The organism is Bradyrhizobium sp. 21, assembly GCF_023073335.1.
In the GTDB taxonomy this organism is placed as follows: domain Bacteria; phylum Pseudomonadota; class Alphaproteobacteria; order Rhizobiales; family Xanthobacteraceae; genus Bradyrhizobium.
Genome location: NZ_JADPJG010000012.1, coordinates 309,186 through 323,469, shown reverse-complemented (window position 1 = coordinate 323,469; position 14,284 = coordinate 309,186). Strand labels below are relative to the sequence as shown.

11 protein-coding genes are annotated in these 14,284 nt (G+C 64.5%); 5 read left to right on the top strand and 6 right to left on the bottom strand.

Going from position 1 to position 14,284, the window contains the following annotated elements; genetic code table 11:
- Positions 1-12: 12 nt before the first annotated feature.
- The 3 genes from IVB31_RS15385 to IVB31_RS15375 form a co-directional block, all read right to left on the bottom strand.
- Positions 13-3,651 (bottom strand): DUF2235 domain-containing protein, encoded by a 3,639-nt coding sequence (locus IVB31_RS15385; protein ID WP_247323528.1) that lies wholly within the window; start codon positions 3,649-3,651, stop codon positions 13-15.
- Positions 3,652-3,874: 223 nt separating this feature from the next.
- Positions 3,875-4,123, bottom strand: a complete 249-nt coding sequence (locus IVB31_RS15380) for a hypothetical protein (RefSeq protein WP_247323726.1) — start codon at positions 4,121-4,123, stop codon at positions 3,875-3,877.
- Between the two features lie 29 nt (positions 4,124-4,152).
- Positions 4,153-4,395, bottom strand: a complete 243-nt coding sequence (locus IVB31_RS15375) for a hypothetical protein (protein WP_247323526.1) — start codon at positions 4,393-4,395, stop codon at positions 4,153-4,155.
- A 296-nt stretch (positions 4,396-4,691) separates the two neighbouring features.
- On the opposite strand from IVB31_RS15375, the gene IVB31_RS15370 reads away from it, so the two are divergent.
- Together IVB31_RS15370 and IVB31_RS33620 are read left to right on the top strand one after the other, a co-directional pair.
- On the top strand, positions 4,692-5,651 hold the full coding sequence (locus IVB31_RS15370) for an AraC family transcriptional regulator (protein ID WP_247323524.1): 960 nt from the start codon (positions 4,692-4,694) through the stop codon (positions 5,649-5,651).
- A gap of 91 nt (positions 5,652-5,742) precedes the next feature.
- On the top strand, positions 5,743-7,617 hold the full coding sequence (locus IVB31_RS33620; RefSeq protein ID WP_276576609.1) for a caspase family protein: 1,875 nt from the start codon (positions 5,743-5,745) through the stop codon (positions 7,615-7,617).
- Positions 7,618-7,646: 29 nt separating this feature from the next.
- Here the strand turns inward: IVB31_RS33620 and IVB31_RS15360 are convergent, their stop codons facing one another.
- Positions 7,647-8,150 carry a hypothetical protein gene (locus IVB31_RS15360; protein WP_247323523.1) on the bottom strand — a complete coding sequence of 168 codons (504 nt, stop codon included), beginning with the start codon at positions 8,148-8,150 and terminating at the stop codon, positions 7,647-7,649.
- A 288-nt stretch (positions 8,151-8,438) separates the two neighbouring features.
- Between IVB31_RS15360 and IVB31_RS15355 the strand changes: the two genes are divergently transcribed.
- The gene (locus IVB31_RS15355; RefSeq protein ID WP_247323520.1) at positions 8,439-10,277 is read left to right on the top strand and encodes a caspase family protein; all 1,839 of its coding nucleotides are present in this window, start codon (positions 8,439-8,441) and stop codon (positions 10,275-10,277) included.
- 67 nt (positions 10,278-10,344) lie between these two features.
- Here IVB31_RS15355 and IVB31_RS15350 read toward each other — a convergent pair whose 3' ends face one another.
- Positions 10,345-10,578, bottom strand: a complete 234-nt coding sequence (locus IVB31_RS15350; protein ID WP_247323517.1) for a hypothetical protein — start codon at positions 10,576-10,578, stop codon at positions 10,345-10,347.
- Positions 10,579-10,956: 378 nt separating this feature from the next.
- Positions 10,957-11,745: an enoyl-CoA hydratase/isomerase family protein gene (locus tag IVB31_RS15345; protein WP_247323515.1), complete on the bottom strand. Its 789-nt coding sequence runs from the start codon at positions 11,743-11,745 to the stop codon at positions 10,957-10,959.
- A gap of 135 nt (positions 11,746-11,880) precedes the next feature.
- On the opposite strand from IVB31_RS15345, the gene IVB31_RS15340 reads away from it, so the two are divergent.
- Positions 11,881-13,113 carry a TetR/AcrR family transcriptional regulator gene (locus IVB31_RS15340; protein WP_247323513.1) on the top strand — a complete coding sequence of 411 codons (1,233 nt, stop codon included), beginning with the start codon at positions 11,881-11,883 and terminating at the stop codon, positions 13,111-13,113.
- Positions 13,114-13,173: 60 nt separating this feature from the next.
- Positions 13,174-14,115 carry an alpha/beta hydrolase gene (locus IVB31_RS15335; RefSeq protein WP_247323511.1) on the top strand — a complete coding sequence of 314 codons (942 nt, stop codon included), beginning with the start codon at positions 13,174-13,176 and terminating at the stop codon, positions 14,113-14,115.
- The last annotated feature ends 169 nt before the right edge of the window (positions 14,116-14,284 follow it).

Sequence of the window (14,284 nt, the reverse complement as noted above, 5' to 3'; positions counted from 1 at the left end):
CCGACGCGGTGCCTATTGCTTTGCCGCGGCCGGCTTGTCCGGCGGCATGGGCGGGCTCGGCAGTCGCTGGATGACGATGCGCGCGGTGCCGGCATTGTTCTTGTAGAACTGCTCGTAGGGCCCCTGGACCACGTCGAGCTTCGCCGGGCGCAACGATGCCGGCAGCAGGGTCGGATAGATCTGCACGGCGTCGTTGACGTAGAAGAACAGATCGCCGGCGTCAGGCGCGACGAATTCCGCGACCAGCCGTCCCGACAGCTTCTGGCCCTCCCAGATCGCGCGCGCCGTGGGGTCCTTCGGCACCGGCTCGAAGGGCCCGAGCCTGCTGACCGCGAGCTTGAGCGAATTGTCGTCGGGAAGGGCCTCGAACTCCTTCGTCTTGTCGAGCTGGGTCGGATACCTGCCTTTGCGCTTGTCCGCATCGTCCTCGGCCGGAATGGCCGGATTCATCCGGCGCGGCAATTCGTCGGCCGGCATGACGTTGACGGCCTCGAGCGGAACGTCGCTCATTCCCCTCGCGCCGACGCGCACGACGGGCTGGAACCAGGCGGCGCCGAACTGACGGAGCGTCGGCAGCGCGAGGTAGTGAGGCGTGAAATAGGTCCTGAAGCCATTTGTGCCGCTCATGATGGTGCGGTCGAACCAGGGATCCTCGATCTCGACCCAGACGCGGTATTTGCGGCCCTTCTCCAGGGCAAGGCCGCTCCACCAGCAAAACTCTCTTGTCGCGAACAGACTGCGTGCTTCGATCGGGATGTCGAGCACCGGCGTTCCGGCCTCGGGTCCGGGCGGGGTGCAGATATTTCCCGTCGCGGTGCGAGCGGTGAAGACGCTGGTCGCTCCGATGAGGAGTGCCGCGTAGAAGATGATGAACAGGAAGATGCTCGGCAGCACCAGCTTGGCGAAAAGCCATTTGACTGGCCCCGCGTGCAAGCGCATCCACCGGGCAAGCATGAGCAGCGGGCCAGGTCGATCGACGCGGAGGACGGGTCCTTCGCTCCTTGCCAAGCCGACGAACCTGCGCAACAGCACATGCCAATCATTGTGGCTGGGTCGGGCCTTCCGATGGGGGCCATTCCAAGCAAGCCGGGCGCGTTGCTGGATGGTATCGCGTAGCTGGGCGTTTTTACGCCACAACCACCAAGTGATAACAAGGACACATGCCGTTATGACCGGGTAATAGAGCGTGATGTCGAGCCAAGGAGCCGCATAGGATGGAAGGACATTCCTGAGGAGATTAGCTAGCGGTCCTAGGACGGCGCCCGTAAGCCAATCGATGGTTGTGATGATCTGTAATGCGACAGTGCCCTGCAGGCCGTTGTCCTTTGACGTTCCAACCATGCTGCGGGCGATCCACGGCCACAGAGCGATGACGCCGACCATGAAGAGCAACGCAAAGTAGACGACGCGCCGCCACCATACAGTGTCGCGCACGAGACGCGACATCTCGGAGTCCGGCGCGCTCATCAGGACAAAGGCCTCGGCTTCCTCCTCCCGCAAACGATAAGGAGCCGGGGCGAGATAAGCGGCTTTCAACGCCTCCCTCGCATTCGCTTCCCAGAGTGCCTTTGTGTCACCGTTCGGCAGAAACACCCAAGCGTTCGCGGGCAGCATCACCGGTGCATAGTCGTCGAAACCGCGCAGCATACGCTCGACGACGGCGAAATGAACCACTGGTGGGCCGCCGTTGATCTGGCCGGCGAAGATTGGACGCGGCCCGTAGCGGTAGAGCACGGCGGCGCCGCTGCGCGAATCGTGCATCGGCCCGATCGCCGACTGATACGCCCGGAAATGCTCGACCGCGCCCTTCTGGAAGCGGAGCTTATCCCTAAGCTGCTCGATCATCCAGACCAACGGCACGAAGGACAAAGTGCAGTCGGGGTAGCCGCCACCAATATCGGAATGCACACCTGCGAACCACACCTCTTGGACGATCTGATCGCTCGGCAACTGGCTCTGGTCGATTCTCAGGGGGTGGAAGGTCGTGCGCTCGTCATCCAGCGCCAGCGCATGGCAGGCGTGCTTCACCTTTGAAGGGAGCCGGTGATTGCGGAATGAAATCGGCCAGATCGCCCAGTCGATCGCGATGCGCAGTTCCTCAATCGGGACGCCGAAGGCTTCGACGGTGTCGAACAGTCCGAGGAATTCGATGTCAACGTCCTTGCGATCGTTCATCGCCACGCGGACATCGGCGTAGGAGTGGTGCCCGCAGATCGCATGATAGAGATAGAGCAGGACATCGCGAACGAAACGCGCGATCCAGATCGTTGGCAGGGTTTTGTTCCAAGGGACGGTGCTGCGGCGATATTCCCGCCACGCGGCCATGGAATTGCGCTCCATCTCTTCATGAGACATTGGCGTGTCGTCGATTGCCGCGGGAACAAGGCCCTGACTTGAGATCAGCGCGGCCAACGTGCGCGCGGTGAAGGCGCCGCGGCTGAATCCGAAAATGTAGATTTCGTCGCCCGATCGCCAGTTCCAGCATAAGAAACGATAGAGTTTGCGGACGTTGGAAGGCACGCCGATGCCGGTGGCGCCGTCCAGAGCTGCGAGCGGCGCCCAGTCGGCGGTGCCGACGCCCTTGATGTAGTGAGCGATCTGGTCCGGTTCGGTGTGATCGAGCGCCTCATAGAGACGCCACACCGACGATTCTTGCTTTGCAAATGCGTTGCCCGTGCCATCGGCAAACAACACCAATTTACGCTTGACCGTCGTTGTGCTGTCGCGCGTCGGGTCGCGCAAGCTGGAACTCGAAGCTTCGCCGGCAGAGTGGCCATCTTCGCTTGTCGGAAGCGAGTCACCTGTGGCCAAGGTGTCGCCGTTGTCGGGAACGACGGCGCGCCGGTCAATCGTGACATCGTTAGAACTATTGGTATGATCTTCGTCCTGAATCCGCTCATCACTAACACGCTCTGTTTGTTCGTCGTTCAGCGGGTCGGATGCAGCCGGAGATCCTTCCTTATTCGAGGCTTCGAGTTGGCCGGGAAATAGGACTGGGCTGGCTGGTGGGGCTGCGGGCTTCAACAGGTGAGATGGCTGCTGGCGTGCTTGTTCGTCATTCGCGTTGGAAAGGCGAGGAGACTCAGTGGTCTGAGTGTTGGCCGCGGCAATTGCCCGGTTCTCGTCCTGGGGCGGCATGCCGCCAGTTGGTCTCGATGGCCCCGCCAGCGGCTCACGATGAACGAGTGCGGCTGGAGGGCCCCCTCGGGTCGGGAGCCCGGGCTCGCCCGGAAAAATCACTTGGGTGACAGGCGGGGCCGCTGGCTTCAGAAAGTCAGCTAGCTCTTGCTGCGCCTGCTGCTCGTCCAGTCCATACAATTTCAAATGTTTGATGGGGGCCAGGAGCGACGGAGGCTTACAATCTTGAACGAAGACCGGCAAAGCAAAGTTAGGTCGATCATCGTTGGCGGCCCATAGGGCGGCCCTTCGCTCCCAACTGGAATAGGGGGCTTTTAAATAGGCTTCGCTGATAACGCAAAGAATGTGGTTGGCGTGTTGGTGTCGTTCCTCCATCCAGCTTACAATGTCGCCACCAGCGGAAACCTCCCACTCATGAAGGCGCGCGACGTGGTCGAGGTTCTTGAGCTGCTGGCCGATCCAAAAGGCCCAATTACGATCTTTCGACGTATAGCTGACGAAAATATCGGCCACGGCTGCCTCAAATCGGGATCCGGCTCGACCGGTCCTTAGAAAATGCCCGTGTCCGAAAGACTATATCGAGGACGAACTTGCACGCAAACGGATTTACTTGATAGATTAATCAACCTCCCGGTATGCGGCAGTACTCACTGAAACGATGGGCTTCTTCCAGCGAACTTGGAGACATGTCTCTCGGAGCCGCACAGCGGCATCCCGAGACAGATTGGGTCCTCTCTCAGCGGCCGTTGCCGCGGCACGCACCGCCGGGACCGATATGGTAGCCGCGCGGGCAGGCATGCGCGGCCGGGTTGGCGTAGTTCCTGAGGCAGCCGCCATAGGGGCCGCGGTGCCAGCCGGGGCCGCAGCCGCCGGCGATCGCGACGACGTCGCCATTCGCGCCCGCGCCGAGCGGGGTGAGCGGCATGGCCCGGGCAGAGCCTGTGATCGCGCCGAGCGCGAGGGCTGCGGCAAACATTGTTCGCATCATGTCTTGTGCTCCCGATTGCCGCTGCTTCAATGGCCGGCGGCGAATGCGATGCCGGTGCGCACTTCGGCGATGGCCTGGTCGATCAGCCCGATCGCCTTCTCGCGATGGCCGCCCTTGTTCGGCTCGGCCTTGCCGAGTTCGGCGCGGGCCGATTGCAGGATCGCGATGGCTTCATCCATGTGTGGTTGCGCGCCCAGCGCGTAACCGATGCAGAGGCTGGTCGCGATCGCGCCGCCGAGCACGAAGCTGCGGGATAGAGAGGTTCGCATGTCGTCGTCTCCTCCAGCGGGCGTCAGGCTGGGGCCGCCCGGTTGCCCGGATGCAGTCCCTTATGTGCCGGGAAGTCGCACCCGCTGCCTGAATAGGGCTCGCCTGTGCGGGCCGTCTTGGACTGTCCGGCGCCGACGGCAGCGCGGCTTGGACTGACCGGCGCAGCTTGATTCACGTTGGCGTGCTGATAGCCTGCACTCGCCGGTGTTTGCAGGCGTTCATTTGAGGCCTGACGGGCTTCGGCACGCTTTCGTGCCCGCGCTTTTTCCCAAAAGTCTTTTTGGAAGTTCTTTCGATGTCCGTCATCAGGAAGGCGCTCTCCACCGACATGCTGCCGCAGGACCTGTCCGACCGGCAGCGCTTCATCCGCTTCGCCGAGCTGTTCGAGCATTTCTCCAACACCGGCGAGCTCGATCCGGCGTCCGACGTGCCGTTTCGCGCCACGATGAACTCGATCCATATCGGCACCACCATGCTTGGGCGCTGCGACGGCAGCTTCGTCACGGTCCGGCGCGAAAAGCGCCAGGTGCTCGAGACCGGCGACGACCGCTTTTGCCTCGCGCGCAACACCGGCGATCGTCCGTCGCAGGTGGTCCATCGCGGGCGCGAATTCACCATGCGCCCAGGATCGATGGTGCTGCTCAAGCTGGACGAGCCGTTCTTCGCCGCCGACGGCGCCAGCCACAAGCGCTTCACCAACGTGCATTTGCCGGTCGACACGTTGCGCGCGACGGTGGCCGGCGTGGACGATCTCGTCGGCTGTGAGCTCGAGCCCGGCGGCGCGCTGTCGCTGGCGATGGACTACAGCGATCTCCTGCTGCGGCATCCGACGGCTGCGGACGAAGCCGGCATGGCCATCGCCGCGCATCTGCTCGACCTCGCGGCGATCGGTCTCGGTGCCCGCAGCGATATCGCCGCTGCGGCGCGACGCCGGGGCCTGCGCGCCGTACGGCTCAAGGCCGTGCTGTCGATCCTCGAGACGCGCTTCCACGAGCCGGATTTTTCCGCGCAAAGACTGGCCGCCGCCGCCGGCCTCTCCGAACGCTACGTCAACGAGCTGCTGTTCGAGGCCGGCGCCGGCTTCACCACCCGCCTCAACGAGCTGCGCCTGCGCAAGGCCGCCGATCTTCTCGCCCATCGCGAAGGCCGCATCAGCGACGTCGCCTTCGCCTGCGGCTTCAACGACCTCTCTTATTTCAACCGCTGCTTCCGCCGCAGGTTCGGCCTGACTCCGACGGCGGCCCGGGGGAGGTGAGGTGGGCCACAGACGGGTTGACTTACGGGAGAAGAGGCTCGAAATCTCCGAAGCCAGCTTATCGGCTCCCGTACGGATTGAACCCTGCACCATGGTCGGATTGATCCCACCGGCTCCGACGTCACGCCTGCACCGTCTGGCCGGCCGCGTTGCGCTGGCGGTGGCCCTGATGCTGGCGGCGGCGACGCATGCGCAGGCCGACAAGCGGGTGGCGCTGGTCCTTGCTGTGTCCAACTACCAGAGCGTCGCCCGGCTGGCCAATCCCGACAATGATGCTGCCGCGATCAGCACTGTTTTCAAGCAGATGGGTTTCGACAGCGTCGAGCTGCGTCGGGATCTCGGGGCCTCCGAGATGCGACGAGCGGTGCGCGAGTTTGCGGCGGTCGCAGCAGATTCCGACATGGCCGTGGTCTATTACGCCGGCCACGGCATCGAGGTGAACGGGGCGAATTTCCTGATTCCGGCGGATGCCCGTCTCCAGAGTGATTTCGACGTCGAGGACGAGACCGTCCCGCTGGACCGCATCCTCCAGGCGATCAATCCGGCGAAGCGGCTGCGGCTCGTCATCCTCGACGCCTGCCGCGACAACCCCTTTGCCGAGCGGATGACGCGCAGTGTCGCCACACGATCGATGGGCCGCGGCCTTGCCAAGATCGAGCCCGCGACGGCGGATACGCTGATTGCATTCGCCGCCAAGGCCGGCGCGGTCGCGGGCGACGGTGACGGCGCGCATAGCCCATTTGCGACCGCGCTCCTCAATCATCTGGCGACACCGGGCCTCGACCTCCGCCTGACGCTCGGCCGGGTTCGCGACGAGGTGCTGAAGAGCACGGGACGGCGGCAGGAGCCCTTCGTCTACGGATCGCTCGGCGGAGACACGGTGGCCCTGGTGCCGTTGGCCGCCCCGCCGGTCGATCCGGACGCGGAAGCCCGGCGCGACTACGAATTTGCGGCGCAGATCGGCACAAGGGAGGCGTGGACGTCGTTTCTCGGCGTTCACGGCAGTGGCATCTATGCCAACTCCGCTCATGCGGCGCTCGACAGACTGGGTGCGGCGGAGAAGGCCAGCGAAAAGGCGGACCAGTTGAAGCGGCAGGCCGAGGAGCAGGCCAGGCGGAAGAGCGACGACCTCAAGCGGCAGATCGAGGAGCAGGCCGCGCGCCAGGCCGAGCAGGCCAAGCTCCAGGTTTCGGAACAGGCCCGGCGCGATCTGGAGAAGGAGCGGCAGCGCATCGCCGACCAGGCCAAGCGCGATCTCGACGACGCCCGGCGGCAGGTTGCGGAGGCGCGTCGGCAGGCCGAGGACGCGGCAGTCCAGGTCGAGCAGGCCAAGAAGCAGGCCGCGCTGGATGCGCAGCAGCAGATCGAGGCCGCAAGGCGCGAGCAGGAACGGCGCGAGCGGGAGCGGCAGAGCGCACTTGCGGCGCTAACCCCGCCCGCTGCGCCGGCTCCTGCATCAGTTCTTGCCCCGGCGCCGGTCGTCGTGCCGGTCATGGATCCGGCGGATGTCGCTCGCCTGCTCCAGGCCCATTTGAGGCGCGTCGGCTGCGATCCCGGCGCCGCCGACGGCGCCTGGTCCGCGCCGTCGCAAAAGGCGCTCGACAATTTCAACAGAAACGCCGGCACCAAATTCGACGTCAAGGTCGCCAGCCTCGATGCGCTCGATGCGGTGCGTGCCAGGCCCGATCGCGTCTGCCCGCTGCTGTGCGCCGGGGGACAAAAGGTCGAGGGTGATCGTTGCGTCCAGATCGTCTGTGACGGCAACGACGTGCTGGATGCCCAGGGCGTGTGCCGCCGGCGTCCCGATCCGCCGCCGCAGAAGCCAAAGGCGGTATCGCGCCAGGAGCCGAAGGCGGTATCGCGCCAAGAGCCGAAGGCGGTATCGCGCCAAGAGCCGAGTCCGCGCGGTCGCGCGCGTCCGTCCGGCGGAGCCGATTCATGCGGCGGCAGTTGTGAGGGCGATTGAGACCGGCGCCGATGGCCCGGCGCCCCGGATCACAGGCTGGGAACGACGTTGACGTTCACTTTCAGGTTCAGGAACGTGCGCTTGCCGGCGCCGTCCTCGAAGTAGAGACGGCTCTCGAAATGGTCGCTGCCGGTGAATCCGGAGTTCGGCCGGTACACGGCCTTTGTCGCGTTGACCAGGCTGTAGGATCCGTTCGCCGGAGAGACGACGACGTCCTGTCCCACGAACGGACCCAGCGACTGGAAATTGAACCCGCAACCGCGATCCTGCGCGACCCGCATCGGGATGACGACATTGCAGCCTTGGCAGACGTTGAAATTAGGACGACGGCAAGCGGTGTTGGCATTCAAGCCGTGAGCATTTGCGTAGTTCTTGTAGCCCGGGCGCATCTTGTCGGCGCTCGCAATGTCGGAAAGAAGCAACAAGGCGGAGGTGGCAAGCGACAGCGCAACTGTCATGAAAGGACGGTTCATTTTCAAAACCCCTTGGCGGCCAATGAAGTAAAAATCGACTATGCCGACATAGAAGCTCAAGCGCCCTCGGGAGGCAAGTATCTCCCGAAGCAAGTATCTCCCGAAGCAAGTATCTCCGGAATGTTGCAGAACGGCTTCCCAATGCCATGCCCCTTCCACTATCATTTCGGGCAGGGAGTCGCCGGCAGGACGCGGCGTGGCGGCAACCGTCTCGCCTGAAGGCCGGGCCTGGTATGTGATCGACGGCACAGACCCGAAGGCGGATCGCTACCGAAATAGTATTCATATCGATTGCAGCCACATTTCGATTGCAGCGACATTGCTGACGCGTGGAGCGAAGCCCGCATCATGGTCCGGTTGAGCCTTTCAGTCCCGACGTTGCGTTCAAGCCGGGTGGCCTGCCGGCTTGCGCTATCGGTCCTGTGGATGCTGGTCGCGGCGACGACTGCGCAGGCCGACAAGCGGGTGGCGCTGGTCCTTGGCGTATCCAACTACCAGAGCGTTGCGCGGCTCGCCAATCCCGACAACGATGCTGCTGCCATCAGCGACGTCTTCAAGCGGATGGGTTTCGATATCGTGGACCTGCGCCGCGATCTCGGTGTCTCCGAGATGCGGCGGGCGGTACGCGACTTTGCCGCGGTCGCGGCAGATTCCGACATGGCCGTGGTCTATTACGCCGGTCACGGCATCGAGGTGAACGGCGCGAACTTCCTGATTCCGGCAGATGCCCGGTTGCAGAGCGATTTCGACGTCGAGGACGAGGCGGTCCCGCTGGATCGCATTCTCCAGGCGATCAACCCTGCGAAGCGTCTGCGGCTCGTCATCCTCGATGCCTGCCGCGACAATCCGTTTGCGGAGCGGATGACACGAACGGTCGCGACGCGCTCGATGAACCGCGGCCTTGCCAAGATCGAGCCCGCGACCGCGGATACGCTGATTGCGTTCGCCGCCAAGGCCGGCGCGGTCGCTGGCGACGGCGACGGTGAGCACAGTCCGTTTGCGGCTGCGCTCCTCAATCATCTGGCGACACCGGGCCTCGACCTTCGCCTGACGCTTGGCCGGGTTCGCGACGAGGTGCTGAAGAGCACGCGGCGCCGGCAGGAGCCCTTCGTCTACGGATCGCTCGGTGGAGACACGGTGGCGCTGGTGCCGCCGGTTGCGCCGCCGGTCGATCCGAACGCGGGAGTCCGCCGGGATTACGAGCTTGCAGCGCAGGCCGGCACCAAGCAGGCTTGGCTTTCTTTTCTCGCCGTTCATGCCAGCGGCATCTACGCCAATTTTGCGCATGCGGCGCTCGACAAGCTCGAGGCCGCGGAGAAGGTGAGCGAGAACGCCGATGCTGTACAGCGGCAGGCTGAGCAGCAGGTCCGGCAGAAGAGCGACGATTTCAGGAAACAGGTCGAGGAGCAGACGGCGCGCGAGACCGAACGGGCCACGCAGCAGATCTCCGAACAGGCCCGGCGCGATCTGGAAAAGGAACGCCAGCGTATCGCCGAGCAGGCCAGGCGCGAGCTCGACGAGGCCCGGCGGCAGGTTGCGGAGGCGCGCCGGCAGGCCGAGGACGCGGCAGTTCAGGTCGAGCAGGCGAAGAAGCAGGCCGCGCTCGATGCACAGCAGCAGATCGAGGCGGCGAAGCGCGAGGCAGAGCGGCGCGAGACGGAGCGCCAGACCGCACTTGCCGCGCTGGCCCCGCCGGCTCGCCCGGCTCCTGCATCAGTTCTTGCCCCGGCGCCGGTCGTCGTGCCGGCGATGGATCCGGCGGATGTCGCCCGCCTGCTCCAGGCGCACCTGAAGCGCGTCGGTTGCGATCCCGGTGGGGTCGATGGCGCCTGGACCGCACCGTCGCAAAAGGCGCTCGACAGCTTCAACAGATATGCCGGCACCAAATTCGACGTCAAAGTCGCAAGCCTCGATGCGCTTGACGCGGTGCGCGTCCGGCCCGATCGCATTTGTCCGCTGGTTTGTGCAAGGGGACAAAAAGCGGTCGGCGACCGCTGCGTCCAGATCGTCTGTGACAACAATTTCGTGCTGGACGCTCATGGGGTGTGCCAGCGGCGTCCCGATCTGCCGCCCCAGAAGCCAAAGGCCGTATCCCGTCACGAACCGAGCCCGCGCGCGCCGTCTGCTCCGGCCGGCAACGAAGGCGGCAAATGTTATACCTATGGCGGAAAGCAGTACTGCCAGTGATACGGCGTTGCTCGCCGTGGGTTGAGGAGCGCTGGTGAGATCCTCGCGTCCGTCCAGGATGGCCCTTCTACGAAGCCTCTCCCCGCGGCGGCGGATAACGCCGCGCCAGCGCTGACAGCGGCAGATGCCGCTCGTCGTCCGGCAGCTCCAGATAGGCGAGCACGAGCGGCCGTTTCCAGTCACCGACGCCGAAATCCATCGCCATCCATTTCTGCGGTTCGGGGCCTTCGAGGCCACGGACCCAGACGAAGAAGCGAGGGAGGTCGTCGGCGTTCGCTTCCGTCGCGCGTCTGCTGGCCATCAAAGCTGCTCGCTGCATCGATCCGCGTTGATGCAGGATATAGGTATCGGCGCGGCGAAGTCGAACGCCTGGAGCGCGCGCGCGGGAGGTGTTTTCGGCACAGATCCGGGCCGAGACACACGCCGCGACGCCTTACGCGTCGCAGCGTGTCAGGACATCCCTGCATTGACGGCCAGCCGGCACATGCGCGCGCAACTTCGTCGCCTCGCCATGCCCGGGCTTGCGGATCAGAGCTCCTTCAGCAGCGTCGTCCCGATCGGCGTTCCCCAGCGGGCGCAGATCTTCGTCGTGACCGGTGCATTCAACAGGATTGACGATTTGAATGCACCTTCACCGTCATTCGTAACTCGGAGGAATGATGATCAAGGCTTGATGCAGCTACCGTCCAGAAAACTGGATCTGTGGAATCGGCTCACCTTTCTGGATAGCCGCGGTCGCAGCGGCCATTCCCTCCGCGCCATCCTTGGTGTCGAGGATGCCGGCGGTGACCTGGAGGGTGATGACGTCTGCAGCGGACACCCCGCCCGACGACCAGGCTCGTATGAGCGAGCGCATCTTCGCGTAGGCAAGGGTCGGTCCGTTCGCGAGGCGCTGCACGAGATCGTCCGCGACCTTCTCCAGTTCGGCGTCGGGAGCCAGGTGGGTTGCGACACCCAGATCCAACGCGGCCTTGCCAGATATCATCTCCGAGAGCAGGACCAGGCGCGTGGCGCGCGCACTGCCGACCCGATCGGCAAGTCGCTGCACGCCGCCCGTCATGGGGACTCCACCGACCATTCCCTCGGGGAAGAAAAGGTGTGCAGACTCTGCCGCCACCAGAAAATCGCACGCGAGAAGCAATTCAAAACCGCCTCCCAGCGCCATACCGCTCACAGAGGCAACCGTAGGTATCGGCAATTCCTCAATCGCGCGCAACGAAGCCAGGACGTCCGCGGCGAACGCTTCCAGGAATTTCGATCCCTTGCCGCCGATGTCACCGGGGTTGTCAGCTATGGCGAAGCTGCCGGACGCGGACATCACGTGAAGAACGCGGATGTTGCTCTCGTATGCCTGGCGCACGCCAGCCCTCAGCGACGAGGGATAGTCGGCTCCCGGCTCGCTGGCCGCGTCACCGAGCAAGATCAGCTTGCCCACCGTCCCATGTTGCTCGAAGCGGAACGAACTCATGTCGTACCTCCTAATTCACTGACTCTTATGGCAGGCAGGCCGAACGCCTGCTACAAAACGGCTGGCGCGCACGCGATCCTTGGCGTGGGCGATCAGTCCTGTTATGTAACGTAAATTACAAAATTGTGCTCGTCAATGGCCCGTCCTCGTGCGTTCGAAGAAGACGAAGTGCTGGATCGCGCGGCGGACGTGTTCGGCCGCCATGGCTACGACGGCTCAACCATGGTGGAACTGACGGCTGCGATGGGTCTGAACGCCCCCAGCATCTACGCCGCCTTCGGAAGCAAGCGCGGGCTCTTCGACGCCGTTCTCAGGCGCTGTGGCGCGCGCGAGGACGAGCACTGGGCGTGGGCGCTCGCAGCGCCAACGGCCGAAGGGGTCGTCAAACGCTTGCTGACGACCTCGCCGGAGCAGGCGTCCAGCCGCGTCCTCGGCCATGCGGGCTTGGTGATGGGCACGGAGAACGCCGACATCCCTGCTGCGCTGTTGCATCGCCGCCAGTCGGCAGAACTGAAACTACGAGACCGGTTCGAAGAAGCGAAGCGGGGCGGTGACCTCCCCGCGAAGGCTGATGCCTCCAGGTTGGCGAGCTACGTGACGGCGGTGCACGACGGTCTCGCCATGAAGGCCGCCGGCGGTGCACTTCCCGGCGAACTACGCGAGGCCGCCGGGCAGGCGGTCGCGGCTTGGCGGGCGATCAGCGACGTTGCGGTCGCCGCGAGCATCGCAGCGAAGGGCTCGCCGCCGGCCGATGAGCGAAGTCGCGACCCGCGCCGGTTCTCTGCAGACGCAGCACTCGATGCTGCCATGAAGGTTTTTTGGACCAAGGGTTTTGCGGGTGCGTCGCTCAATGATCTCACCGAGGCGATGGGGATCACGCGCCCCAGTCTCTATGCCGCATTCGGCAACAAGGAGGCGCTCTTTTTCAGGGCACTCGACCTCTACCAGTCGCTTCGGAAAGACGATATGGCCGAAGCGCTCCAGGCCCCGACGGCGCGGGGCGTTTTCGAAACACTCCTGAGGGGATCGCTACGCTACCAACTGGACGAGGGGCAACCGCGCGGCTGCCTCATGGTCCTCAACGCGATGCAGGGGGGTGATGAGGCGCGGGTGATCCGCGACGAGATCCTCAGGCGCCAGGCCATCGGGCGCGAGCTGCTCGCCGCCCGCTTTGAGCAGGCGAAACGCGAGGGCGACCTGTTGCCGACTGTCAATGTCCCCGGCCTTGTGCGCTTCATCCAATCCCTGATGCACGGCATCCTCATGCAGGGAGCGGCAGGCGCAAGCCCAAGCGAGCTCGAGGGGCTCGTTGAGAGTGGCTTGGCCATGTGGACCGCATCCGCCGATCTACCGACCGGTAAAGATTAGCCTTGACCGGAGGGCGGCTGTCGTGATCTTTACCGATCGGTAGCGGATCGGAGCATCTTCATGAAACAGACCTTTGTTGAGACCAACGGCATCACCCTGAACGTCGTCGAGGAAGGCGCTGGCCCGGCGGTCCTCTTTGTGCACGGCTTTCCTGATGGCTGGCGGGGCTGGCGCCGGCAGATGGCGGCGGTCGCGGCCGCGGGTTACCGCGCGATATCTTTCGACACGCGCGGCTACGGCGACAGCTCCAAGCCCGAAGACCCCGCGCTCTACACGGTCTTCTACGGCGTCGGAGACCTCGTCGGCATTCTCGCGAAGCTCGGGATCGAGCGCGCCACCCTCGTCGGCCACGACTTCGGGGCGACGGTGAGCTGGAACGCGGCGATGATGCGGCCGGATGTCTTCGATGCGGTCTTCTGCCTCAGCGTCCCGCCGGTGCTGCCGGCCAGACCGAGCATGCTCGAACGGCTCAAGGCCGCCGGCAAGGAGGACGACTTCTACATGTTCAGACAGATGCGCCCGGAGGCCGACCGGGAGTGGGCGGACGCCGCCACGACCTTGCCCGGCATGCTCTACTGGACGTCGGGGCTGCCCGAAGCTTCCGAGGCGTGGAATCCGATGGACCCAAGCAAGAGCCTCAACCGGCCGTCGCCGATCGGCATCCCGCCCTTCGCCAACCGGGAGGATGTGGCGACGGCGATCGCAGGCTTCGAACGCGACGGCTTCCACGGCCCACTCAACATCTACCGCGCCATGCAGTCCTACTTCGACGAGGCGGGAGCCTTCATCGGGGCGAAGATCCAGCAGCCCGCCTTTTACGCGTTCGGCACAGCGGACGGCATGGCCAGGATGCGGGCGCTGACGAAGGAGGATCTCGCCGGTAGCGTGCCGAATCTCAAGGGGTTCCTGCCGATCGAGGGCGTGGGCCATTGGCCGCAGCTTGAGGCATCGGAGATCGTGAACGAGGCGCTGGTCGGCTTCCTCGGCAACAGATCTCACTGAACGGCAAGACCGTGCGGTTGATGTCAACGGTCTCTTTCAAAATTCTGCTTGACCGAAATTCGGAAATATCGTATCTACTTCGTTATCCCGGCCCAAGGATAAGGGGCGTTCGCGACCGTCACGATACGCGGGCCGGGTGGCGGTGGACGTGGAGCACATCGGCGCGCAG

Excerpts from the sequence above, each read along its gene's own strand:
- IVB31_RS15380 (WP_247323726.1), bottom strand. The coding sequence starts at position 4,123 with ATGCGAACAATGTTTGCCGCAGCCCTCGCGCTCGGCGCGATCACAGGC.
- IVB31_RS15340 (WP_247323513.1), top strand. The coding sequence starts at position 11,881 with ATGGCCCGTCCTCGTGCGTTCGAAGAAGACGAAGTGCTGGATCGCGCG.
- IVB31_RS15350 (WP_247323517.1), bottom strand. The coding sequence starts at position 10,578 with ATGGCCAGCAGACGCGCGACGGAAGCGAACGCCGACGACCTCCCTCGC.
- IVB31_RS33620 (WP_276576609.1), top strand. The coding sequence starts at position 5,743 with ATGGTCGGATTGATCCCACCGGCTCCGACGTCACGCCTGCACCGTCTG.
- IVB31_RS15370 (WP_247323524.1), top strand. The coding sequence starts at position 4,692 with ATGTCCGTCATCAGGAAGGCGCTCTCCACCGACATGCTGCCGCAGGAC.
- IVB31_RS15345 (WP_247323515.1), bottom strand. The coding sequence starts at position 11,745 with ATGAGTTCGTTCCGCTTCGAGCAACATGGGACGGTGGGCAAGCTGATC.
- IVB31_RS15375 (WP_247323526.1), bottom strand. The coding sequence starts at position 4,395 with ATGCGAACCTCTCTATCCCGCAGCTTCGTGCTCGGCGGCGCGATCGCG.
- IVB31_RS15355 (WP_247323520.1), top strand. The coding sequence starts at position 8,439 with ATGGTCCGGTTGAGCCTTTCAGTCCCGACGTTGCGTTCAAGCCGGGTG.
- IVB31_RS15335 (WP_247323511.1), top strand. The coding sequence starts at position 13,174 with ATGAAACAGACCTTTGTTGAGACCAACGGCATCACCCTGAACGTCGTC.